22 protein-coding genes are annotated in these 24,545 nt (G+C 60.3%); 8 read left to right on the top strand and 14 right to left on the bottom strand.

The features are described from left to right. The 4 genes from glgA to A6U86_RS31260 all read left to right on the top strand — a co-directional run bounded on the left by glgA (position 1) and on the right by A6U86_RS31260 (position 5,813). On the top strand, positions 1-1,443 hold the full coding sequence (gene glgA, locus A6U86_RS31275; protein WP_068400043.1) for a glycogen synthase GlgA: 1,443 nt from the start codon (positions 1-3) through the stop codon (positions 1,441-1,443). A 4-nt stretch (positions 1,444-1,447) separates the two neighbouring features. Then, complete coding sequence (locus tag A6U86_RS31270; RefSeq protein ID WP_068400040.1) at positions 1,448-3,076, top strand: alpha-D-glucose phosphate-specific phosphoglucomutase; 1,629 nt, start codon at positions 1,448-1,450, stop codon at positions 3,074-3,076. A gap of 209 nt (positions 3,077-3,285) precedes the next feature. Beyond that, positions 3,286-5,256: a glycogen debranching protein GlgX gene (gene glgX / locus A6U86_RS31265; RefSeq protein ID WP_068400037.1), complete on the top strand. Its 1,971-nt coding sequence runs from the start codon at positions 3,286-3,288 to the stop codon at positions 5,254-5,256. Positions 5,257-5,324: 68 nt separating this feature from the next. Next, positions 5,325-5,813, top strand: a complete 489-nt coding sequence (locus A6U86_RS31260; protein WP_068400034.1) for a MaoC family dehydratase — start codon at positions 5,325-5,327, stop codon at positions 5,811-5,813. Here A6U86_RS31260 and A6U86_RS31255 read toward each other — a convergent pair. The 8 genes from A6U86_RS31255 to A6U86_RS31220 all read right to left on the bottom strand — a co-directional run bounded on the left by A6U86_RS31255 (position 5,810) and on the right by A6U86_RS31220 (position 12,840). Next, positions 5,810-6,301: a hypothetical protein gene (locus A6U86_RS31255; RefSeq protein ID WP_068400031.1), complete on the bottom strand. Its 492-nt coding sequence runs from the start codon at positions 6,299-6,301 to the stop codon at positions 5,810-5,812. The genes A6U86_RS31260 and A6U86_RS31255 overlap by 4 nt on opposite strands. Before the next feature lie 64 nt (positions 6,302-6,365). Beyond that, a complete protein-coding gene (locus A6U86_RS31250; protein ID WP_068400028.1) occupies positions 6,366-6,914 on the bottom strand; it encodes a sarcosine oxidase subunit gamma in 549 nt (182 codons plus the stop codon). Further along, the gene (locus A6U86_RS31245) at positions 6,907-9,903 is read right to left on the bottom strand and encodes a sarcosine oxidase subunit alpha (RefSeq protein ID WP_068400025.1); all 2,997 of its coding nucleotides are present in this window, start codon (positions 9,901-9,903) and stop codon (positions 6,907-6,909) included. The genes A6U86_RS31250 and A6U86_RS31245 overlap by 8 nt, the downstream gene beginning before the upstream one ends. Beyond that, the gene (locus A6U86_RS31240; protein ID WP_068400024.1) at positions 9,900-10,265 is read right to left on the bottom strand and encodes a sarcosine oxidase subunit delta; all 366 of its coding nucleotides are present in this window, start codon (positions 10,263-10,265) and stop codon (positions 9,900-9,902) included. The genes A6U86_RS31245 and A6U86_RS31240 overlap by 4 nt, the downstream gene beginning before the upstream one ends. Before the next feature lie 15 nt (positions 10,266-10,280). Then, positions 10,281-10,700: a hypothetical protein gene (locus A6U86_RS31235; protein WP_068400021.1), complete on the bottom strand. Its 420-nt coding sequence runs from the start codon at positions 10,698-10,700 to the stop codon at positions 10,281-10,283. Continuing rightward, positions 10,700-11,953: a sarcosine oxidase subunit beta family protein gene (locus tag A6U86_RS31230; protein ID WP_068400018.1), complete on the bottom strand. Its 1,254-nt coding sequence runs from the start codon at positions 11,951-11,953 to the stop codon at positions 10,700-10,702. The genes A6U86_RS31235 and A6U86_RS31230 overlap by 1 nt, the downstream gene beginning before the upstream one ends. Positions 11,954-12,129: 176 nt before the next feature. Further along, complete coding sequence (locus A6U86_RS31225; protein ID WP_068400013.1) at positions 12,130-12,546, bottom strand: hypothetical protein; 417 nt, start codon at positions 12,544-12,546, stop codon at positions 12,130-12,132. Positions 12,547-12,561: 15 nt separating this feature from the next. Then, the gene (locus tag A6U86_RS31220; RefSeq protein ID WP_068400011.1) at positions 12,562-12,840 is read right to left on the bottom strand and encodes a hypothetical protein; all 279 of its coding nucleotides are present in this window, start codon (positions 12,838-12,840) and stop codon (positions 12,562-12,564) included. Between the two features lie 348 nt (positions 12,841-13,188). Between A6U86_RS31220 and rpsU the strand changes: the two genes are divergently transcribed. The 4 genes from rpsU to A6U86_RS31200 all read left to right on the top strand — a co-directional run bounded on the left by rpsU (position 13,189) and on the right by A6U86_RS31200 (position 17,515). Then, the gene (gene rpsU / locus A6U86_RS31215) at positions 13,189-13,401 is read left to right on the top strand and encodes a 30S ribosomal protein S21 (protein ID WP_004117638.1); all 213 of its coding nucleotides are present in this window, start codon (positions 13,189-13,191) and stop codon (positions 13,399-13,401) included. Between the two features lie 138 nt (positions 13,402-13,539). Then, a complete protein-coding gene (locus A6U86_RS31210) occupies positions 13,540-14,415 on the top strand; it encodes a tetratricopeptide repeat protein (protein WP_068400008.1) in 876 nt (291 codons plus the stop codon). 114 nt (positions 14,416-14,529) lie between these two features. Then, complete coding sequence (locus tag A6U86_RS31205) at positions 14,530-15,600, top strand: FAD-binding oxidoreductase (protein WP_068400005.1); 1,071 nt, start codon at positions 14,530-14,532, stop codon at positions 15,598-15,600. A gap of 253 nt (positions 15,601-15,853) precedes the next feature. Next, a complete protein-coding gene (locus A6U86_RS31200) occupies positions 15,854-17,515 on the top strand; it encodes a sensor histidine kinase (protein ID WP_068400511.1) in 1,662 nt (553 codons plus the stop codon). Between the two features lie 30 nt (positions 17,516-17,545). On the opposite strand, the gene A6U86_RS31195 is transcribed toward A6U86_RS31200, so the two are convergent. From A6U86_RS31195 to A6U86_RS31170, 6 genes are all read right to left on the bottom strand, one after another. Further along, positions 17,546-18,940, bottom strand: a complete 1,395-nt coding sequence (locus tag A6U86_RS31195; RefSeq protein WP_068400002.1) for an NAD(P)(+) transhydrogenase (Re/Si-specific) subunit beta — start codon at positions 18,938-18,940, stop codon at positions 17,546-17,548. A gap of 7 nt (positions 18,941-18,947) precedes the next feature. Continuing rightward, positions 18,948-19,346, bottom strand: coding sequence for a proton-translocating transhydrogenase family protein (locus tag A6U86_RS31190; protein ID WP_068399999.1), 399 nt, complete (start codon positions 19,344-19,346; stop codon positions 18,948-18,950). A gap of 1 nt (position 19,347) precedes the next feature. Next, positions 19,348-20,511, bottom strand: coding sequence for a Re/Si-specific NAD(P)(+) transhydrogenase subunit alpha (locus A6U86_RS31185; protein WP_068399995.1), 1,164 nt, complete (start codon positions 20,509-20,511; stop codon positions 19,348-19,350). Between the two features lie 109 nt (positions 20,512-20,620). Then, complete coding sequence (locus A6U86_RS31180; protein WP_068399992.1) at positions 20,621-20,845, bottom strand: aa3-type cytochrome c oxidase subunit IV; 225 nt, start codon at positions 20,843-20,845, stop codon at positions 20,621-20,623. Between the two features lie 274 nt (positions 20,846-21,119). Continuing rightward, positions 21,120-21,875: a hypothetical protein gene (locus A6U86_RS31175; RefSeq protein WP_068399988.1), complete on the bottom strand. Its 756-nt coding sequence runs from the start codon at positions 21,873-21,875 to the stop codon at positions 21,120-21,122. A gap of 274 nt (positions 21,876-22,149) precedes the next feature. Beyond that, positions 22,150-24,453: a bifunctional diguanylate cyclase/phosphodiesterase gene (locus A6U86_RS31170; RefSeq protein ID WP_068399985.1), complete on the bottom strand. Its 2,304-nt coding sequence runs from the start codon at positions 24,451-24,453 to the stop codon at positions 22,150-22,152. Positions 24,454-24,545 lie beyond the last annotated feature (92 nt).

Raw genomic sequence — 24,545 nt, 5'->3', positions numbered from 1 at the left:
ATGAAGGTCCTCTCGGTTTCGTCCGAAGTCTTCCCTCTGATCAAGACAGGGGGGCTGGCCGATGTGGCCGGCGCCCTGCCTATCGCGCTGAAACCCTTCGGCGTCGAGACCAAGACCCTCATTCCAGGCTATCCCGCGGTCCTGAAAGCGATCCGCGACCCCGTGATCCGTTTCGAGTTCGCGGATCTGCTCGGCGAAAAGGCGACCCTGCTGGAAGTCGAGCATGCCGGCATTTCCTTCCTCGTTCTGGATGCGCCGGCCTATTACAATCGCACTGGCGGACCCTATGTCGATGCGATGGGCAAGGATTATCCCGACAACTGGCGGCGTTTTGCCGCCTTGTCGCTGGCCGCTGCGGAAATCGCCGCCGGCCGCCTGCCCGGCTGGCAACCCGATCTGGTGCATGCGCATGACTGGCAGTCGGCCATGGTGCCGGTCTACATGCGCTACTCTGCGACGCCGGAATTGCCGAGCGTGCTTACCATCCACAACATTGCCTTCCAGGGCCAGTTCGGTCCCGATATCTTTCCCGGCCTGCGCCTGCCCGCGCACGCCTTTTCCATGGAAGGCGTCGAATATTATGGCGATGTCGGCTTTCTGAAGGGCGGTTTGCAGACGGCCCATGCACTGACAACCGTCAGCCCGTCCTATGCCGAGGAAATCCTGACCCCGGAATTCGGCATGGGTCTCGAAGGCGTCATTGCCAGCAGGACAAGCAGCCTGCACGGCATCGTCAACGGCATTGACGACGATGTCTGGAATCCCGCGACCGATCCGATGATCGCGCAGACCTATAGCGCTGCAACGCTGAAGGACCGCATCGTCAACCGCCAACGCGTGACCGAACATTTCGGACTTGATAGCGATGACGGACCGATCTTCTGCGTCGTCAGCCGCCTCACCTGGCAAAAGGGCATGGACCTCCTTGCCAGCATTGCCGGCGAGATCGTCCAGATGGGCGGCAAGCTTGCCATATTGGGCGCCGGCGACGCTGCGCTGGAAGGTGCGCTATTTGCCGCAGCCGGCCGCCATCGCGGCCGTATCGGCGTATCGGCCGGCTATAACGAGCCGATGTCACATCTGATGCAGGCCGGCTGCGACGCGATTATCATCCCCTCGCGCTTCGAACCCTGTGGCCTCACGCAGCTTTATGGCTTACGTTATGGCTGCTTGCCGATCGTAGCCCGCACGGGCGGCCTCAACGATACCATTGTCGACGCCAACCACGCCGCGCTGCAGGCCAAGGTCGCAACCGGCATTCAGTTTTCGCCCGTCACCGCCGAGGGGTTGCTACAGGCGATGCGCCGAGCCATGCATCTTTTCCAGGATCGAAAGGTCTGGACGCAGATGCAAAAGCAGGGCATGAAATCCGACGTATCCTGGGGCAGGAGCGCAGAACGCTACGCCGCTCTCTACTCCAGTCTAGTCTCGAGAGGCGCTTAACCCGATGATTAAAACCGTATCCACTACCCCCTACGCGGATCAGAAACCCGGTACTTCCGGCCTGCGAAAGAAGGTTCCCGAATTCCAGCAGCCGAATTACGCGGAAAACTTCATCCAGTCGATTTTCGATTCGCTCGAAGGCTATCAGGGCAAGACCCTGGTCATCGGCGGCGACGGTCGTTACTACAATCGCGATGTCATCCAGAAGGCCATCAAGATGGCCGCCGCAAATGGCTTCGGCAAGGTGATGGTCGGCAAGGGCGGCATCCTCTCGACGCCCGCAGCCTCGAACATCATCCGCAAATACAAGGCCTTCGGCGGCATCATCCTGTCGGCCAGCCACAATCCAGGCGGCCCGACCGAAGACTTCGGCATCAAGTACAATATCGGCAATGGCGGCCCGGCTCCGGAAAAGATCACCGACGCCATTTTCGAGCGTTCCAAGGTCATCGACAGCTACAAGATCGCCGATTTCCCGGACATCAATCTTGACCGCATCGCACGCGAAGATGTCGGCGGGATGATTGTTTCGGTCATCGATCCCGTCGAAGACTATGCGGCGCTGATGGAGGAGCTGTTCGATTTCGGCGCCATCCGCAACCTGATCAGCCTCGGTTTCCGCCTGCACTTCGATGCCATGAGCGCGGTCACCGGCCCCTATGCCAAGGAGATCTTCGAGATCCGCCTTGGCGCGCCCGACGGCTCGGTGCGCAACTTCCTGCCGCTGCCTGACTTCGGCGGCCACCACCCTGACCCGAACCTCGTCCACTGCAAGGAGCTTTACGACGAGATGATGGGTGACGATGCGCCCGATTTCGGCGCAGCATCGGACGGTGACGGCGACCGCAACCTGATTATCGGCAAGGGCATCTACGTTACGCCGTCGGACAGCCTGGCGATTCTGGCCGCCAACGCCAACCTGGCGCCCGGCTATTCGCACGGCATCGCCGGCATTGCCCGCTCCATGCCGACCAGCGGCGCTGCCGACCGCGTCGCCGAAAAGCGCGGCATCGGCATGTACGAGACGCCGACGGGCTGGAAATTCTTCGGCAACCTGCTCGATGCCGGCATGGCGACGATCTGCGGCGAAGAAAGCTCCGGCACGGGCTCCAATCACGTCCGCGAAAAGGACGGCCTATGGGCCGTGCTGCTCTGGCTCAACATTCTCGCAGTACGTGGCGAAAGCGTGATCGACATCGTCACGCAGCATTGGGCTACCTACGGCCGCAACTATTATTCCCGCCACGACTATGAAGGCGTCGACACCGATGCGGCCAATGGCCTGATTACAGCGCTGCGCGAAAAGCTGCCGACGCTGCCGGGCACGAAATTTGGCGATCTCACCGTTTCTGCCGCCGATGACTTCGCCTATCACGATCCGGTCGACAAGTCGGTCAGCCAGCATCAGGGCATCCGCATTCTGTTCGAGGGCGGCTCCCGCGTCGTCTTCCGCCTCTCTGGCACCGGCACGACGGGCGCGACGCTGCGCGTCTACATCGAACGCTACGAGCCCGATTCGACCCGTCACAATATCGAAACGCAGGAAGCGCTCGCCGACCTCATCACCGCAGCCCAGGATATCGCCGATATCAAGGGCCGCACCGGCCGCGCCGAGCCGACGGTTATTACCTGAACCAAGGCCTAAGCCCCTTCTCCCTGCATATGCGGGGAGAAGGTGGCCAGTCGCTTCCGAACGACGTGAGGTAGCGACTGGTCGGATGAGGGGCTTTCTCAGGATTTGCGGCGGCCTCAGAGCTTTGCAGGACGCTCGGCCCCTCACCCTAGCCCTCTCCCCGCAAGCAGGGAGAGGGGACGAACTCCAGCCATCCGGAAAGCCCGAGCATGTCAGAGCCGACGATCCGCTCCCTTGGCGCTACTCTCACCGATACGGGCGCCGAATTTGCCGTTTGGTCCCGGAATGCCGAGCGGATCGAGCTTTGCGTGTTCGATGCGGAGGGCAAGAAGGAAGTCGTGCGGCTGCCATTGGTCCGCGATGGCGATGAGCATCGTGTTTTCGTCAAGCACGCCAAGCAGGGCATGCGCTACGGCCTGCGCGCCCACGGTACTTACGACCCTGATCGCGGCCTGTGGTTCGACCCTTCGAAACTGCTGATCGACCCCTACGCCCGGGAGATCGACCGAGCCTTCCAATATGATCCGCGTCTGGGAATAGTCGGCGAAGATACGCGCGATCTCATGCCGAAAGCGATCGTCTCGCGCGATGTCGCCGTTGCCCCCGCCAAGCCGTTGTTTCAGCCGGGCGGGCTGATCTATGAGATCGCCGTCAGGCCCTTCACCATGCTGCACCCGGATGTGCCGGCGAAGCAGCGGGGCACGCTCGGTGCCCTCGCTCATCCCTCCGTCATCGCACACCTCAAACGCCTAGGGGTGAATGCCGTCGAACTGATGCCGATCACCGCCTGGATCGACGAACGTCACCTGCCGCCGCTCGGCCTTACCAATGGCTGGGGCTATAATCCCGTCGGCTTCATGGCGCTCGACCCGCGCCTCGTGCCCGGCGGCATCAAGGAATTACGCGAGACGGTCGCGGCCCTTCACGCCGAAGGGATCGCCGTCATCCTCGATCTCGTCTTCAATCACACCGGCGAAAGCGACCGCCAGGGGCCGACGTTGTCGCTGCGCGGCCTCGACAACCCCACCTATTTCCGCAGCCTGCCGGATCAGCCCGGCACGCTGGTCAACGATACCGGCACCGGCAACACCGTCGCCTGCGACCAGCCGGCGACGCGCAGGCTGATCATCGACAGCCTGCGCCATTTCGTCCAGCACGCTGGCATCGACGGTTTCCGTTTCGACCTCGCCCCGGTGATCGGGCGCGGCAGCAAGGGGTTCGATCCCGAAAGCGTCACGCTGCGCACCATGCTGGCGGATGAGGTGTTGCAGGATCGCATCCTCATCGCCGAACCATGGGACATCGGTCCCGGCGGCTATCAACTGGGAAATTTTCCGGCACCCTTTCTCGAATGGAACGACCGCGCTCGCGACGACCTGCGCCGCTTCTGGCGCAACGACATCAGGATTGGCGATCTCGCAACCATCCTTGCTGGCTCCTCTTCCATCTTCGGTCGCGACGGCCGCACGCAGACGCGCAGCGTTAACTTCCTCGCCGCCCATGACGGTTTCACGCTGATGGACATCGTCTCCTACGCCGGCAAGCACAATGAAGCCAATGGCGAGAACAATCGCGACGGCCACAACGAGAATTTCTCCTGGAACAATGGTGTCGAAGGCAAGACAGACGACCAGGCCATCCAGAACAGCCGCCGTGCCGACATCAAAGCCATGCTTTCGACGCTGTTTGCCACACGCGGAACGATCATGCTGACATCAGGTGACGAAGGCGGCCGCACCCAGCAAGGCAACAACAACGCCTATTGCCAGGACAATGCCATCACCTGGATGGACTGGAAGACGCTGGACGACGAGCTGATCGGTCACACCGCGTGGCTTGCCGGCCTGCGCCGCCGTTTCAGCGCTTTCAGCGATATGGATTTCTTCAAGGGAGACGGCGACGTCGTCTGGTTTTCGGCCGCGGGTACGCCGATGACCGTGCCGGACTGGGATGCGCCGGCAGCCGGTGTGCTCGGCATGGCGATCGAGACACAGGACCGCAATGCCGGCCGGCCGACACGCCTTGCCATGCTGTTCAATCGAACCGCCGATGAGCTCCACGCCACTCTGCCGCCATCCGAAAAAGGCGACTGGTCGCAACTGAGCCCTGCCGGTGAAACATCAGCCGGTGAGCAGATCACGATCCCCGCCCGCTCCGTCGGTTTCTTCGTCGAATCCTGACGCCGGTTGCACTTTCCGTCCCAATTCGCCAGAAAGGGCCAGTGGCCCTTTAGATAGACGAGGATGGAATGCCCGGCGATACCTCACTTGTTGAGATCATGAAATGTGTGGGAACGGAGATCGGCGTCTCCGATTGGATCGAAGTCGACCAGACGATGATCGACACCTTCGCCGATGCGACGCACGACCACCAGTTCATCCATGTCGATCCGGAACGCGCCAAGGCGGAAACGCCCTATGGCGGCACCATCGCCCACGGCTTTCTGACGCTTTCACTGCTCTCGGCGATGAACTACAGCGCCCTGCCGAAGATCCGCGAGCAGATCATGGGCATCAACTACGGCTTCGAAAAGATCCGCTTCATGTCGCCAGTGAAGTGCGGCGCACGCGTGCGCGGCCGCTTCAACCTTGCCGAAACCCGGCTGCGCGGCGCCAATATGCTGATGCTGACCTATGATGTGACGGTCGAAATCGAGAACGAGCGCAAGCCGGCGCTAACTGCGACATGGACGACCATATCGCAGTTCGATCCGAAGGATCGGCCGGAGGAATCTTAAAACCGTTGCAAGAGCCGGGTGGTTCTTCGGATCAGAAGAGCAATTGCTTTGATAAGAATGATAGCGCCGCAGATTTCCAACTTGATCTTCAGATTATATGAAAAATGCGATCCGCTGAAAAATAGCTCGTTCACCACAGAGTCGATATTTGGGCTGAGTGTCCCATCGAAGAAATGGTAAGCAACGTGAAGAATCGCCGTAATTAATATCTGACTGGCAGTCAGAAAAAACATGAATTTCAGAACCCTGTCGAAAGAAAGAGCTTCTCGCCAAGAGAATTCTGAGTTTTCTGTCTTTCCGAAACCGCTTTCAGCAGATCCCGTGCCCGTCCACGACTTGGAATCAACTTCAAGGCCGTCTTTGTCAGAGCCCATGGGCATGACCTTTGTGTCGCGCGTCCCAGTGCGCCGGTTGAAGGTGAGTATTTCGACCTCGCCGATACAACCAATATGTGACCGAAACTGATGGCAAACAAGATCGATTGCCATCAGCCGTGGTTGTCATGCCTTGACCCGATTTTGCGTTGGCTCTACCCGCGAAGGCCTGTCGAGCCTAAAGACCCGCATCCTCCGCGGCTTCACTCAGAAGGCCGAAGGCATAATCGGAAAACGAGCGCCAGACTTCGACGCGGAAAGTTTCCGCATCGAGACGCAGGATCACGACTTCGACCTTGCCGAGCAGCGTGCGCGAGCAGGCGCCGACCGGAAAGGCCTCAAGCGAAAGATCCTGCGGGCAGCCGCCCGAGATCGTTGCCTCGGCTCCGGGACCGGAGACGATAATAGCGGTGTTGCGATGCGAGACATCGGTCGCCGAATGCAACACACCGGCCGCTGCCGCAAGACCGACCAGATCCGCGCCATTCTCATCGATGACGAGCCATTCATCCGGGCCGAGCCAGAGCGCATGACGCCCGTTAACGCTGGCCGAAGTCTTCGGCCGGTTCGGCACTTGCAGGCCGAGCGCCTGCGAAAGCCCGCCGATGGAATCAGCCGGCGCCCGCAGCGCAATGCGGCTTGCGGGTGCGGCCGGCGTTAGGCGGACGGTGGAAGAACCGCCATGGCGGCCGGCGAGCGGCAGTTTACGGGCAGCGATATCAGCCATTGATCCGGCCTCCTTCCTTGTCAAAGAACACCAGATCCGTCACCTCGACTGATATCGTCTTGTCCGGCATCGGCACATAGAGCGTCTTGCCCATGCGCTCGCGACCGCCGGCGACCAGCGCGAAGGCGATGGAGCGGCCGAGATTTTCCGACCAGTAGGCCGAAGTGACATGGCCAAGCATGGTCATCGGCTTCTGCTCGTTCGGATCGGCGACGATCTGCGCGCCTTCCTCCAGCACCACCTTCGGGTCCCGCGTGACGAGGCCGACGAGCTGCTTGCGGCCTTCCTTGATAAGATCGGGTCGCTTCAAGCCGCGAATGCCGACGAAATCGGTCTTCTTCTTGGAAACGGCCCAGGAAAGACCGGCATCATCTGGCGTCACTGTGCCGTCGGTATCCTGGCCGACGATGATGTAGCCCTTCTCCGCGCGCAGCACGTGCATGGTCTCAGTGCCGTAGGCGCAAGCGCCCAGCGGCTCGGCCCGGGCCCAGACGGCTTCCAGAACAGACTGGCCATAATCGGCCGGCACGTTGATTTCGTAGCCGACTTCACCGGTGAAGGAGACGCGGAACAGCCGGGCCGGCACGCCGCAGACCTTGCACTCAGCCACGCTCATATGCGGGAAGGCCTCGTTGGAAAGATCCTGCCCCTCGACCAGCGGCTCGATGATTTCGCGCGCCTTCGGACCCTGTACGGCGATGACGGCCCATTGCTCGGTCGTCGAGGTCAGCCACACCTTCAGATGCGGGAATTCAGTCTGGAGATAATCTTCCATATGATGCAGCACGCGCGGCGCGCCGCCAGTCGTGGTTGTCACATGGAAGCGGTCATCGGCCAGGCGCCCGACGACACCGTCATCATAAACGAAGCCATCCTCGCGGGTCATGATGCCGTAGCGGCAGCGGCCGGGCTTCAGCGTATCCCAGGCATTGGTGTAGATCAGGTTCAAGAACTCGGCCGCATCCGGCCCGACCACTTCGATCTTGCCGAGTGTCGAGGCATCGAACACGCCGGCCACATCACGCGCCGTGCGGCACTCGCGATTGACGGCCTCATGCATGGTCTCGCCAGCGCGAGGGTAGAACCAGGCACGCTTCCAGTTGCCGACATCCTCGAAGATCGCGCCATACGCCTCTTCCCAGGCATGCATCGGCGTCTTGCGGGCGGGATCGAACAGAGATCCGCGCGAATGGCTGATCAGCGTGCCGTAGGTGACGGGCGTATAGGGCGCGCGGAAGGTGGTGAGGCCAACCTGCGGAATATCCTTGCCCAACATTTCGGCGGCAATCGCCAGCCCGTGCATGTTGGAAAGCTTGCCCTGGTCGGAGGCCATGCCGTTGGTGGTGAAGCGCTTGATATGCTCGATGGAATGCATGCCCTCGCGCACGGCAAGGCGGATATCCTTGGCGCAAACGTCATGCTGGAAATCGACGAAAGCCTTGGCATTCGTGTCCGGTCCGGCGCCTTCGGCCGCACCGATCATACCGCCGGTCCATTCGAAAGCCTGCTCTGCCTGAAGCTGGATTTTCTCGCCGCCATTGGTGCTGCCGGTGGCGCGGGCCATCAGCTCGCCGGCCGCCAGTGATTCCTCGATCGCCGCCTGCAGCCCGTCCGTGCCGTTGCATGCGCCGACGGAAAGGCAATCCTGAACATAGGTGCCAGGCAGGAAGCGCTGCTTCTCCGCATCGAATTTCAACTTGCCGCGCGACTGCGAGAACAGATGCACCGACGGCGTCCAGCCTGACGACACCAGCAGCGCGTCGATCGCAATCTTGCGGGTGGCGGAGCTGCCATTGCGCAAAACCGTCATGGAGGAGACGCGGAGCTTGCCTGAGGTGTCAACCACAGCGTAATCGGCCATCACCTCGATGCCGAGCCGCTTTGCCTCGGCCAGTACAGCCTCGCTCGGGCGAGCGCGACTATCGACGATGGCGACGACGGAGACACCGGCGCGCTTCAGATCGAAGGCGGCTTCATAGGCGGAATCATGCGCGGTATAGACGCCGATCTTCGCACCGACGGCGACGCCGTAATGGTTGAGATAGGCGCGCGCCGCAGACGCCAGCATGATGCCCGGACGGTCATTGTTCGGAAACACCATGTGGCGCTCGATGGCGCCGGTCGCCAGGATTGCCCGCTTGGCGCGGACCTGCCACAGGCGTTCTCGCGGCAGATTACGGCCGGGCTTCGCCAGATGATCGGTCACCCGCTCGGCCAGCCCGAAGAAATTGTGGTTGTAATAACCGAAGGCGGTCGTGCGGGTCAGCACCTCGACATTCGGCATGGCCTTGAGCCTGGCGACGATCCCTTGCGCCCAGACGTAGCCCTCGACACCATCAATCTTGACGCCGGTGTCGAAGCGCAGTGCGCCGCCGGCTTCCGCCTGCTCGTCGCAGAGAATGACCTTTGCGCCCGTTTCGGCAGCGGCCAATGCCGCCGACAGGCCGGAAATGCCGGCGCCGACAACGAGCACATCGCAATGCGCATAGCGGCTGGCATAGTGATCCGGATCCTCTTCCGTCGGCGCGACACCGAGGCCGGCCGCACGACGGATCAAGGGTTCATAGATATGCTTCCAGGCCGCCTTCGGCCACATGAAGGTCTTGTAGTAGAAGCCGGCAGCAAAGAAAGGCGAGGCAAGATTGTTGACGCCGCCGACATCGAAGGCGAGCGATGGCCAGCGGTTCTGCGACTGCGCCTTCATACCATCGAAGACCTCCTGCACGCTGGCACGCACATTCGGCTGGCGCCGCGCCGCATCGCGGGAAATATCGAGCAACGCATTCGGCTCCTCGGCTCCGGCCGAAAGAATACCGCGCGGGCGGTGGTATTTGAATGACCGGCCGACGAGATGAACGCCATTGGCAAGCAGCGCGGAGGCGACGGTATCGCCTTCAAGCGCCGTGTAGCTTTTGCCGTCAAAGGTGAAGCGGGCGGTTCTGGCCGGCGTCAAACGCCCCTTGCCCGCAATACGATTGGCGCCGCTCATTCAGCAAATCCCTCTTTTTGTGCCGTCTGTTCTTGTTCGTTCTGTTGCTGTGCCATCGGCTCGCCAATGCCAGGCTTGAGCGAAGCCGGATCCGGCTTCGGCTCGCCAGCCTTGTAGGTGCGGTAGAAATGGTCGCTCACGGTGTCGCGCGCCGCATTGAAGAAGCGGCCGCAGCCATGGATGTGCCGCCAGCGTTCGAAGATCAGGCCCTTCGGATTGTCGCGCAGGAAGAAATATTCCTCGAATTCTTCGTCCGAGATCCCGGCAATGTTGGCCGGCCGCACGATATGCGCGTCACCGGCGTTGCGGAATTCGAGTTCCGAACGCTCTTCCTCGCAATAGGGGCAGTAAATCAGCAGCATCGTTTTCTACCTGTGTTAAAGCTCGGAGCCCGAAAGGCTTGTACCGGGAGGCTGTGCGCAGAGCCGCCGTCCCATGATGACGAAAGGCGTTATGCGCTTCAGCAGTGCTTCCAGCGAACCATAGGGTTTCAGCACGTAGGTCATTCCCAGATTGGCCATGCTCATTCCGAACAGATCCGTATCCAGTGCGAATGCCCTTGGCACCTCCGGCGTCTGCTTCGGCACGAAATAAACCACCGGTTTGTTCAGCACCTTGGCACACAAAAGCGTTCCGCTGTCGGCCACGAAGGGCCATTCCGTCTCGTTCTGCGCCTTATGGATCACCTGCATGCGAAAATCCTTGACCCCTGGCAAGAGATCGCTGACTTCGGTCGCGACCGTTCCTGCCGGAAGCGAAAGCCCCGCCGCAAGAGCGATCCCGACCGCCGCCTGCATCAATGCGCCACGGCGGCAGCCGCGGCCTCGTCGATCAGGCGACCAGTGCGGAAGCGATCCAGATTGAGCCCGGCATTGAACTTGTGCGGCTCGTCGCGGGCGATGAGGTGCGCAAAGAGATTTGCCGAACCGGGCGTTGCCTTAAACCCGCCCGTGCCCCAGCCGCAATTGACGTAGAGCCCCGGCACCGGCGTCTTCGACTGGATGGCCGAACGATCCGGCGTATTGTCGACGATGCCGCCCCAGGAGCGCATCATCTTCACGCGGCGGAACATCGGGAAGAGCTCGCAGATGGCATCCAGCGTATGGGTGATGATCTGCAGACCGCCCGTCTGGCTGTAGGAATTATACTGGTCCGTGCCGGCGCCGATGACGAGCTCGCCCTTGTCGGACTGCGAGATATAGGCATGCACCGTGTTCGACATGACAACGCAGGGGAAGATCGGCTTCAGCGGCTCGGACACCAGCGCCTGCAGCGGGCTCGACTGCAGCGGCACGCGCACGCCGGCCATCTGCATGACCACCGTGGTGTGGCCAGCGGCTGAAACGCCGACCTTCTTGGCGCCAATGAAGCCCTTGCTCGTGTCGACGCCGGTCACGCGACCATCCGGCCCGCGGCGGATGCCGGTCACTTCGCAGTTCTGGATGATGTGGACGCCGCGATCGGCCGCCGCACGGGCAAAGCCCCAGGCGACGGCATCGTGCCGCGCCGTACCGCCGCGACGCTGCAGGGCAGCGCCATTGATCGGATAGCGGGCCGTCTTGGAGATATCGAGCGGCGGACAAAAAGCCTTCGCCTGCTCCGGCGTCAGCCACTCATTGTCGATGCCATAGAGGCGGTTGGCGTGGATATGCCGCTTGAAGGACTGCTGGTCGTGCACATTGTGCGACAGCATCATCACGCCACGCGGCGAATACATGACGTTGTAGTTGAGATCCTGCGAAAGCCCCTCCCAGAGCTTCATCGAATGCTCGTAGATGTGCATGCTCTCTTCATAGAGATAGTTCGAGCGAATGATCGTGGTGTTGCGGCCGGTATTGCCGCCGCCGAGCCAGCCCTTTTCGATCACGGCAATATTGGTGATGCCATGCTCCTTGGCGAGATAGTAGGCCGCGCCCAGGCCATGACCGCCGGCGCCGACGATGATGACGTCATACTCCTTGCGCGGCTCCGGCGAGGTCCATTGGGCCTCCCAGCCCTTGTGAGCCCGCATCGCTTCCCTTGCCACGGCAAAAACCGAGTATTTACGCATTCGCCCTCAACTCCTTCAGGCATGACGCCCTTTTATGGCTCATACAGATCGCAAATCAAAAACCGACACAACGGCTCTTTTGCGACGCATTCAGGACCGTCTTTCGACACGGTCAAAAAGAATGGGCGAACAACAACGTCAAGTCATCTGCGGAGTCTGCGCCGATATGGCCGAATTCATGCCCGTTGGGGAACAAACCACATTGTTGCGTCACGCGTAAAAAGAAGACAGGCGCCAAACAAATAAAACGAGGTCATCAAAATTAGCATAATCAATTCGAAAACCGTTCCCTCAGCGTGACCTCTAATAGCGAGTACGCCGAAGCCGAAACCAATGATAAATATCATAGCGAATTGCCCGCCAAGTGTCACCCAACGCGCCCAGTTCGCCCGTTTACGGACAACCAGCCAAACCCAAAAGATTTGGATGCAAAGAATCGCAATCTGTAAAATCGTGAAGGCCAATGGTGCTTCGGCAAGACGACTGGCCGTCCTATCCCAGTTCACCCCTTGATTTATCAAAACAACCGCTATTCCAGCATATGTGAGGCGTCCGTAATATCGAACGCTCGTCGGCATCGTCTTATCGCTCATAATCCCCAGTCCATCCTACTTGCGCTGCAGGTGACAAACCTCCACCCGGCCACCACGGCCGTCGCTGCGCCAGACACATCCTGGCTTCTGCGGCTTATGGTTGTAAAGATAAATTTGCGCGCGATGCTTGCTGTCAAAAGTCTGGTGCGAAAAATCATGATCGCCGACCCGGACATTCCTACCGAAATGCACTTCGCCTGATGCAGCAGGCGCAGGAGTTACGGCAAGAGCGACGAAAGCAAGCATGAGCGCGGCACCGAGTTTTCCGGCGGAAGCCAAGTCGAGTGGTTCCATAAAGTAGCTCCCCCTTTGCACCATCTCACGGTGGGAATCGGGCAATGGCAGTAGCGCACAAATGACTGTGATCCAGAATCATCGCGCAGGCATGTCAGTGTCGCAAAACACCGAAAATCACATTCTCATGCCAGAACCATCATGAGGCGGCGATGGCTTTATCGGGCCAATTCAGCCCTCGACAAGCCGCTTTTTCCCCGGCAAACTCACGATCTGGCTAGACTTTGACAAACCGATCTGCTATCCCGCCTAACCAATCGCAAGGCTACGGCTGCGCGAACGTTATTTTTTTGCCTCCAGGCGCCGCCGTCGCCGTTGGTAACAACAAACCAAAGGAACGTGATTCTCGTGCAGGTACTTGTCCGCGATAACAATGTTGACCAGGCTCTCCGCGCTCTCAAGAAGAAGATGCAGCGCGAAGGTATTTTCCGCGAAATGAAGATGCGCGATTATTACGAGAAGCCGTCGCAGAAGCGTGCTCGCGAAAAGGCCGAAGCTGTTCGTCGCGTTCGCAAGCTTGCCCGCAAGCGTGCTCAGCGCGAAGGCTTGGTTGCCAAGTAATCGCCGTTTTTTGGACGTTTTCAGATGTATGTGTGGCGGGGGCGAGTCGTTCGCCGCCGCCTTTTTGATTTATTCTCTGCGCAAATCGGATTAAATCAGAACAGACTGATATGACGCATGGGGAAAGCGAACCCGATAATGGCAATGACGACTTTCGTACAGTTCCGCACTTCGAGCCTCTCCTCCCGTGTTTCGAAGCGCGCCGCGGCTCTGCCGGCTTTGGCAATTTTTGCCGCAATCAGCCTTTCCGGCTGCCAGACCGCCTCAACCGATAGCGTCATACGCATCGACAAGGCGCAGGGCTCCTCGGAAAATATTGCTTCGCTGACCTCGGTCATCAACGCCAATCCCCAGGATCCGGAAGGCTATAACGTACGCGGCACCGCTTACGGCCGTGGCGGTGATTTCAACCGCGCCCTTGGGGACTTCAATCAGGCGATCCAGCTCAATCCGAAGTTCTATCAGGCTTACGCCAACCGCGCGCTCATCTACCGCAACATGGGCAAGCTGCCGGAAGCGGTCGCCGACTATAATGCAGCGCTGCAGATCAACGGCAACTACGATGTCGCCTATATCGGCCGTGGCAATCTCTATCGCCAGGCAGGCCGCGACAACGATGCCTTCAACGACTATTCCAAGGCCATCAGCCTGGGAACGACGGATGGCCGCGCCTATAATGGCCGCGGCGTGATCTTCCAGAAGCGCAATCAGCAGGACAAGGCGATTGACGATTTCTCGAAGGCAATCTCGCTGTCGCCGAACTCGCCGGAGCCCTACAACAGCCGCGGCATTTCCTATCTCGCGCAGAATGACGACGACAATGCCTTCGCCGATTTCAACCACGCCATCGATCTGAACAACAAGGTCGCCGAATCCTGGGCAAATCAGGCCTTCGTCTATGAGCGCAAGGGTGACAAGGCGAAAGCCCGCCGCTCCTACCAGCACGCGGTCAATCTCGATCCCAACTATCAGCCAGCCAGAGATGGCCTGGCGCGCGTAGGCGCCGGCGCCTGATAAAGGTCGCACCACAATAGGACATTCGGCCGCCGGCGATGCTTCGCCCGGCGGCTTTTCTTTGCGCCGATGAACGCCTAGTCTTGAGGCACCCCATCCGAACGAGACAGCGATATGCCCTCCCCCCAGAAAGTCATCGTCATCGGCGCCGGAATTATCGGCGCTTCCATCGCCTGGCACCTCCAGCGCAAGGGCGCTGAAGTCACGGTGATTGCCGGAAAGATCGGCGGCGTGGCGACGCCCAATTCCTTCGCCTGGATCAATGCGAGCTGGGGCAATCCGGAGTTCTATTTCCGGCTCAGGCATCGCTCCATGGCCGAATGGTCGCGACTGGCGGCGGAGGTGCCGGGCCTGCCGCTGTCCTGGTGCGGCGGATTGAGCTGGGATCTCCCCGAGGTGGAGCTGGACGCCTATGCGGCTCAGCATCACGGCTGGGGCTACGGCATACAGCCTGTCAATCGCGCCACCAGTGCAATGATCGAACCGAGCCTTGCCTCCCCGCCGGACTACGCGCTGCATGTCGCTGAGGAAGGCGCGGTCGAGCCCGTCGCAGCCGCCGCGCTGCTGCTGGAAGATGCAGAGCGCCACGGCGCGACACTATTGTCCGGCGTCGAGGTCACCCGCCTGCTGAGGGATAATGCCAAGATCATCGGCGTCGAAACTAGCCAGGGCGTTATAACTGCCGATCATGTCGTTCTGGCCGCTGGCGCCGGCACAGCAGCGCTCGCCGCATCGGTGGATATCGATGTGCCGCTCGAAACACCGCCGGGCCTCATCGTCCACTCCCTGCCCGCTCCCAAACTGCTGAATGGCCTGGTGATGGCGCCGGAACTGCACATGCGCCAGACGGCGGAGGGGCGGATCATCGCCGGCAGCGATTTCGGCGGCACCAATCCCGGAGACCAACCGGAGAAAGCCGCAGCTGAGCTCTTCGCCAAGGTCAGGGCAGCATTGAAAGGCGGCGAGGCACTGACGCTCGATTTTCATACCATCGGCTATCGGCCGACGCCGAAGGATGGTTTTCCGATCCTCGGGGGCGTCGATGCGGTACCGGGCCTCTATCTCGCCGTTCTTCACTCCGGCGTAACGCTGGCACCACTCGTCGGACTGCTTGCCGCCGAGGAAATCCTCGACGGCTGCAAAGCCCCGCAACTCTCGCCTTTCCGCCTGTCCCGCTTTGACTGACCCGGAAGAAGGCACGGTTGCCGCAACCGCAGGAATACATCTTTATGGTCGTAAATATCCGAGATCGCTTATGATTTCGCGGCAATGACTTTTCAGATGTTGCAAGGTAATTTACCGCGCCCTAACATGGGCGCTTCGAGAGCATGTAGCTCGGGACTAGGCATGGGGGCGCTTGGCATGACGACGAGAACCAATCTTTCCGCTTTTGCCAATGTTTCCCATCGTCATGGAGTTACGATCGGTTGATCGCACCATGAGGAAGCCACATTTCCCTAAGGCGTCAATTGGGGCTTATCTGATCGCCATCGCACTGGCGATCGCCTTGCCTATTCTGGCCTTTGTCGCCTTGCTCCTGGTTCAGCTCGAAGACAATGAGCGCGACGCATTGAAGGGCGATACCGTTCAGGACGCCCAGGCTCTGGCGCGCGTCATCGATCGGCAATTGCAGGACATGGCGACGACGCTGCGACTGCTTTCCTCTTCACCGGAGCTGGAGCAAAACGACATAGCCACCTTCTTCGCCCGGACGGAGACGGTCTTGCGCACCGATTCCCTCTTCGTCCTGCTGATGAACAAGGATGGCGATATCAGGCTGAACACCCGCTGGCCTCTTAGCAAGCCGCTCGGCAAGACGGGCAATATCACTGCGCTGCAATCCGCGCTCGATTCCGGGCGCATCGAAACCTCCGACGTCTTCGTGGGCTCAACCATCCACCGGTGGGTCTATAACGTCACCTTGCCGCTCGAACATTCACCGGCAGGCGCCGCCCTGGCCATAACCCAGGATGCCGATGATCTTGCCAAGCTCATCTCTACGGAGGCTTTGCCGCCGGGCTGGTCGGCAGCGGTCCTCGACAAATCGGGCCATGTCGTTGCCGCCGGCGGGCCGACGATCCACGCGCCGGGCGACGTGTTCAACAAGGAAATTCTCTCCAAGCTGATTGCATCGAGCGGCGTCTATCAGGATGACAAGGTCCTGCCGCACTCGCTGCTTGGCTATGCCCAGATCTCCGGATGGTCATGGAAAGCGGTCGTCTGGGGGCCTGTCGCCTCGGCACAATCCTCGCTGATGAGCACCTGGCGCTTCCTGATCTACGGCGGCGTCACCTTGCTGCTGGTGGCGTTGATCGCCGTCTATGCCCTGGCGCGCCAGGTGCGGACCACCATACAGAGCATTGCTGACATGGCAGACCGCATGGGCCGCGGCGAGATCGTCGCCCCGGTCGAAACCAGCGTTGTCGAAGCCAACCAGGTGGCCGTCGCGCTTTCCAATGCATCCTTCGATCGCAGCGTCACGGAAGACCGGCTGCATTTCGTCATGCATGAGCTCGTCCACCGCACCAAGAACCTGCTGGCGCTTGCCCAGGCGATGACCCGTCAGCTCGCGCGGCAGACGGATAGTGTCGATACCTTCCAGCGTGCCGTCGCCGACCGGCTGGAGGGATTGGCTCGATCGATCGAAGTGCTGACCAGCGAACAATGGTCGGGCGTTTCGCTGCGCCGGGTGATCGACATCCATCTCGCCACCTTTCTGCAAGGCCCGCAGCAACTCGACGTCCTGGGCAACGACTTTCTGCTGAAGCCCGAAGCCGTGCAAAACCTTGGGCTGATCCTGCATGAGCTTGCGACGAATTCGGTGAAATACGGTGCGCTTTCTGCCCCTGAAGGCAGGATCGCCATCGAGTGGGCGAATGAAGCCGGCGACAGCGGACCAATGATCCGAGTCACATGGACGGAAAGCGGCGGTCCGCCCGTCAAGCCTCCGACCGAGACCGGCTTCGGCACCACCGTGACGAAGACCCATGCCGCCGCGTCCTTCAGCGGCAGCGTCGAGATCGATTTCCGCCCCGGCGGCCTCGTCTGGATACTGATCGCCCCGCGCAACACGATGGAGCGCGAGCGCGAACGGGCATAGGCAGGCAATCCGAATGGGAGGTGAACGCCTTTACTCGTTCATCGCCTTGACGATTTCCTCGGTCACCTTCTTGGCATCGCCCAGCAGCATCATCGTGCCGTCCTTGTAGAACAGCGTATTGTCGATGCCGGCATAGCCGGAGCCAAGCGAGCGCTTGACGAAGAGGCAGGTCTTCGCCTTGTCGACGTCGAGGATCGGCATGCCGTAGATCGGCGAAGTCTTGTCGTCGCGCGCCGCCGGATTGGTGACGTCGTTGGCGCCGATGACGTAGGCGACATCGGCCTGGGCGAATTCCGAGTTGATGTCCTCGAGCTCGAACACCTCGTCATAGGGCACGTTGGCTTCGGCAAGCAGCACGTTCATATGGCCAGGCATGCGGCCGGCAACGGGGTGGATGGCGTATTTCACCTCCACGCCATGCGCCTTCAGCCTGTCCGCCATCTCGCGCAACGCATGCTGTGCCTGTGCGACCGCCATGCCATAACCCGGCACGATGATGACCTTGGAAGCATTCGCCATGAGATAGGCGGCATCCTCGGCCGAGCCGAGCTTGACGGACTTGTCGGAATTATCAGCGCCGCCGGATGCCGTCTCTCCGCCAAAGCCGCCAAGGATGACCGAGACGAAAGAGCGGTTCATGCCTTTGCACATGATGTAGGACAGGATCGCGCCGGAAGAACCGACGAGCGCGCCGGTGATGATCAGCGCCAGATTACCGAGCGTGAAGCCGATACCGGCCGCCGCCCATCCCGAATAGGAATTCAGCATCGACACGACGACAGGCATGTCCGCGCCACCGATCGGCACGATCAGCAGCACGCCGAGCGCCAGCGACAGGACGATGATTGCCCAGAAATCGAAATGGCTTTCGCTGACGGCAAGGCCGACGATGAAAAAGACGATGAGAACCAGCAGCGCGGCGTTGATGACGTGCCGGAAGGGCAGCATGATCGGCTTGCCGGACATGCGCCCGTCGAGCTTCAGGAAAGCAATGATAGAACCCGTGAAGGTCAGCGCGCCGATCGCCGCACCGATCGCCATCTCGACGCGCGCTTCCGTATGGATCGAGCCGATATTGCCGATACCGAAGGAAGAGGGCGTATAGAGCGCCGATGCCGCCACCAAAACAGCGGCAAGACCCACCAGCGAGTGGAAGCCGGCCACAAGCTGCGGCATCGAGGTCATCGGGATGACGCGGGCGATATAGGCGCCTGCCCCGCCGCCAATGGCAAGACCGAGGATGATCAGCACCAGACCGCCGAAGGACGGGGTTGCCAGCACCAGCGTGGTGACGATGGCGATCCCCATGCCCACCATGCCGTAGAGATTGCCGCGCCGGCTGGTCGCGGGGTGCGAAAGGCCGCGCAGTGCCAGAACGAACAGCACACCGGAGACGAGATAGAGGAAAGCTGCGATATTGGTCATGCCGGCCTCACTTGTCCTTCTTGCGGTACATCGCCAGCATGCGCTGTGTGACGAGGAAGCCGCCGAAGATGTTGACCGACACCAGCACCAGCGCGACGAAGCCGAACCCCGTGGCCAGGCCGCTGGCGGAGATACCGACCGCCAGCAATGCGCCGACGACGATGACCGAGGAGATTGCATTCGTCACCGCCATCAGCGGCGTGTGCAGAGCCGGCGTCACCGACCAGACCACATAGTAACCCACGAAGATCGCCAGCACGAAGATCGCGAACTGAAACACGAAGGGATCGATCACCCCGCCCGTTGCGGCGCTCGCGACTTCGGGCGCCTGTGCGGCGGCCGTCGTGACGGCGGTCACGGCGTCATTCAGTTGCTGGAGTGCCTGGTCCATTGCTTGGCTGGCCATCTCAGAGATCTCCCTTTTTGACCGTCGGCTGATCGGGATCGACGAAATTCGGGTGCACGACTTCGCCGCCATCGGTCAGCATCGTCGCCTTGATCAGCTCGTCGGCGCGATTGAGGCCGAGGCTCTTGCTGTCCTTGTCCACCATCGTTTCCAGGAAGGTGACGAGGTTCTTGGCATAAAGAGCCGACGCGCTTGCCGGAATTCGTCCGGCCATGTTCGGATATCCGACCACCTTGACGCCTTCGACATCCGCGATGGTGTTGTATTCGGCGCCCTCGATATTGCCGCCACGCTCGACGGCAAGATCGACCGCGACCGCGCCAGGCCGCATCGCCTTCAGCATGTCGCGGCTGACAAGCCTCGGTGCCGGCCGGCCCGGGATCAGCGCCGTGGTGATGATGATATCCTGCTTGGCGATGTGCTCCGCCACGAGCGCTGCCTGCTTGGCCTGATACTCTTTCGACATTTCCTTGGCGTAGCCGCCAGCGGTCTCCGCCGCCTTGAACTCTTCGTCCTCGACGGCGATGAATTTCGCGCCGAGCGAGGCAACCTGCTCCTTGGCAGCCGGACGCACGTCGGTACCCGAGACCAGGGCACCCAGGCGCCGGGCCGTGGCGATCGCCTGCAGGCCGGCAACACCGGCGCCCATGACGAATACCTTAGCCGCCGGCACGGTGCCGGCTGCGGTCATCATCATCGGCAATGCCCGGTCATAGATTGCGGCAGCCTCGATGACCGCCTGATAACCGGCGAGATTGGCCTGCGACGACAGGACGTCCATCGACTGCGCCCGCGTGATGCGTGGCATCAGCTCCATGGCAAAGCTCGTCAGTCCGGCGCGCGCCATCTCGACGAGAGCAGCCTCGTTGCCATAGGGATCCATGATGGCGATAACGATCGCGCCGCTCTTGTAGCCGGAAATTTCCTTGCTCGTCGGCCGCCTGACCTTGAGGATCACATCCGCTCGCTTGGCATCCTTCGCGGTGCCGATGCGTGCGCCCATGGCCTCGTATTCGCTGTCAGGAATGCGGGCGGAAGCCCCGGCGCCGGCCTCGATGACCACATCGAAGCCGAGACTTCTCATCTTCTTGACACTCTCGACGGATGCCGCGACGCGCGTTTCATCCCCTACGGTTTCCTTGCCGACAAAAACCAGATTGCCCAACGACAACACCTCGCATCAAACGACAGCCCCGCTGGATACAGCAGCGCAAGAACCTGCGAAATCAGGTCAGAATTTCAGGGAAAGCGCGGGCGAAACAGCCCAGCGTCGATCAGCGCACGAGAAAACCGCCAACGATCGCAAGAACGACAAAAATGGCAAAGCCGCCGAACAGGCCGGCGTGGCCGAAGAAACCGGCAGCCATTCCAATCAAAAGCGCGGCAATGATCGCCGATCCGACCCTGGCGACGAAAAGGAAGCCGTTATAGGTCTTTTCATGCTCCCTGTAGTCCATGGGAGCACCAGTTTCCGCGGGTCCAGTATGATGTTCGGCCATTCAAAAAATCTCCCCTCAATCCTCTCCCCCGACATGCCTTATAGCTCGCTGGCGGCAGGAGATTGTCCTCAAAAGCTGCGGCATCAAATAGCGAGATGCCACAGCCAAATATCCTCTACCGAGGGGTTACACAAAGCGAGGGAAAATGCAATGCACGAGAAGGTCGCATCGGTGCGCAGCTCAGAGCATTTCCGTTTTTGAACGGAAATGCTCCATCTCTTTGCTCCAACTAATTCCGGCCGCAAAACCGAGGCGCACTTTTGCTGGAATTGCTCTAGCCAAACTGCCCGCGAATGTCGCGTCGACCGCCGCTCGCCAGCCGTGCCGTCGGCAGGATGGTCAAGGGCGGGGTGCCGAAATCTTCTTGGCGGGAAAACATCATGCGCCGCTCGTAAGGTTCGGAATCGAAAAACGGATATCGCTGCATCAGCTTGCCGCGAATTTCCTTCGACCGCGATGCCAGAAGCGTCAGCTCGAAACCGTAAGTCTTGGTCATGCGCGGCGGCACGACCGTATCGGCATAGAAGACCCGTTTGTAGAAAGCCGCATGTGCCGGGCGAATATGCTGCATCACCCGATCCGTATTGAAATAGATGGCACCCACGATGGCCGGCCTCAGCGTCAGGTAGGGCAAAGCCGGCAATTCCAGTTCGAGATCAGGATCCACGGCAAAGCGCGCGGGATCGATCAACGTCATGCCGGCATCGAGGAAGGCGTGAATCTCCTCGGGGAAAATGCCGGTAGACTGGCACACCCGATGATCCGGCGTGACATGGTGTATTCGCACCGTGCTCACCAGCTCCTCGTAGTAGTAGACCCCGAAAATATAGGCGTGATCATCGAAATCGATGTCGTCGATCAGGTTTTTGGCCGCCACCGGCAAGACTTCGCGCGCCTTGTAGGCCTTGTAGCGTAGCCGCGCGACATCCTCCATGTCCTCGCTGCTTTCGATCCGGCGGTATTCCACGTGATCGAGCACCTCCATCAGCTTGCCGGCGAAGCTGTTTTGTAAAGTACTCATATGCGTCATGATGAATGTTCCGTGATGGTTAACGAAACATTAATGGTATTAACCGAAAATTTGATCAATATTTGTTTTAGATTTAATTAACCAATCGTTCATTAAGGTTAATTTTTTTGACGAATACCGGTATAGATTTTGCTTCAGCAAAACGCCCGAGTTTACGTTGCTGTAAAGCAGGCTATGACTAATCTTGGCATAGGCAGCGGCCAGTAAATCCGGCCCCTCGTTTCCCCGGGCCATGGCGGCTAGCGCGGCATGAGGTCGAAGACCTTAAGGCATGTCAGGCGACGTGATCCTGCCTCGGGCCTGACTGGCGCCGGCTGAGACTCTCCACCATTCCGACAACTTGCTCTCGGGATACAGGGGCGGAAAACACGTAGCCCTGGATGATATCGGCCAAGTTCTTCTCGACAATGAGCGCCAGCTGTTCCAGCGTCTCCACTCCCTCGATGACGATGTGGAGGCTGAGGGCGCGGGAGAGATCGACGATGCCGCATAGAAGCTTGAAGCGGCGGCTATCGGTCGTGATGTCGCGAACGAAGGACCGATCGATCTTGACGACATCGACAGGCAAGGAATCGAGATAGCTCAAGCTGGAAAAGCCCGTGCCGAAATCGTCGATCGCGATGGTGATGCCCTTGGCGCGCAGATCGGCGAGGATGGAGCGCACCGTCGCCACTTCATCCATCAGGCAGCTTTCGGTGACTTCGAGATGCAGCCGCGAAGGCTCCAGCCCCGAGGCTTCGAGCGCTTCCAGGACGATACCGACGATATCGTTGCTGCGCAGGTCCTGCGCCGAAAGATTGACCGAAACCGCAACCGGCGCCGGCCATGAGACGCAATCCCGGCAGGCCTGGTTGATCATGAAGCGGGTGATGCCGCCAACAATGCCCATCTCCTCGGCGATCTGCACGAAGATATTGGGAGGAATCGCGCCTTTTTCCGGATGGACCCAGCGCGCCAAGGCCTCGCAGCAATCGATGCGGGAACCATCCGGCGTGAACATGGGCTGGTATACGGCCTGAAGGTTGCCGGCTTCCACCGCCTCGCGCAAATCATCCTTCAGCTTCTGCCGCTCGACATAGCGTGCATCCATCTCCTGCTCGAAGGCGCTGCAGCCGCCGCGTAGCCGCAGCTTGGCATCGAACAGTGCCAGATCGGCCTTGATCTGCCACTCCTCGGGCCGGAATTCGCGGCTCGACATGGTCACATAGCCGCTGCTGAACGAAATCCGCAAACTATTGTCGTCGACATCGTAGCTGCCGGACATGGCAGCATGGAGTGCACGCACACGGCTGTCTATATCGGGAGCGTTGTCCTCATTCGGGAAGAACAGCACGAATTGATCGCCGACCAGGCGCGCCGCAAGCGCGGTGGTCCCCGCAAGCTGCTTCAGGCGTTCCGCGATGGCGACCAGCAAGCGATCTCCAGTCACATGACCCTTGGTATCGTTGACGTGCTTGAAGTCGTCGACATCGAGAACCAGAATGCCGATCTGGCCTTCATTGCCGCGCGCAGCCAGCTTTTCCTTGACCATCTCGACGAAATATTCGCGGTTCGGCAATCCCGTCAGAGGGTCGTAGCGCACCATGTGCAGGATCTTGCGCTCTGCCCGGATGCGCACCGTCACATCCTCGAAAATCAGGATGACGACACCATCGGCGCGGCGGCTGGCTGAAAATTCCAGAAACTGATCTTCGTTGAACTGAATCAGCGTGCGCGACAGCGTGCCGCTGACGAGCTGCGCCATTTGCCGCTGAATGAGCCCCGGCAGCGACCCGTCGATGAAGGCATGACGTGCGCCGTAGCGCAGCACGACATCGAACTCGCAATCCTTGAGCTGTTCCTGATGTGAGAAATTCAGCAGTTCGCATGCCTTGCGGTTGACCACGAGGATGCGGTTATGGGCGTCCAGCATGAACAGGCCATGCGTCATATTGTTGAGCGCCGTATCGAACCGGTCGGCGATCTGCGAGATCTCGCGTGACGCGATGACATTCTTGTAGAGAAACTCCCGCACACCGTTTGCCATCGCGCGTGTCGTCAGGCCGAACGGCACGAGCATGATGGAAACCACGGCCTTGTAGAGCTGCTGCGACATCAGGCAGGCGATGATGATGGGCAGGCAACAGGCGAGCGTCTGGAGATCGATCGCCTTCTGCGAACCGTAGTTGCGGCCGACGATCGACACCATCGACGCCATCGTCACGGCGATACAGATGAATTCGGCTAGCGGATCCTGCACGATCAGAATGGCATAGCCGCTGCCGATGCCGAGGATGGACGCCGTTGCCGCCGCGCCGATCACATAGCGCGTTTCCCAGCGGGCGATGTCGGCGCGCGTGAAACTATGCTTGTCGGCCACGTCGAAGAGCCAGAACGAATACATCCGCAATGCAAAGACGGCTGCGAAAGCCAGGCAAAGAGCGAGATAGATGTTCGCGCGCGTGCTCAGGAAGACGATGACATATGTCAGGATATGGACAGCCACCCCCGTAAACAGCGTTTTACGGTTTCCGAAAAGCGAACTGACGAACGACAGATAAACATCCGTCGGCACGGTGTTCGGGCTTGGAGGCTTCATTCAGAGTTCCCCTGATGCGGCGGACACCCTAGGTGAAACGTTTTAAAATTTGATTGCCCAAATAGCATGCATCGCGACAGTTTTTCCAATTA

This window comes from Rhizobium sp. AC27/96, from assembly GCF_001692325.1.
Lineage (GTDB): Bacteria > Pseudomonadota > Alphaproteobacteria > Rhizobiales > Rhizobiaceae > Rhizobium.
This window is presented reverse-complemented; position numbering and strand designations above follow the sequence as displayed.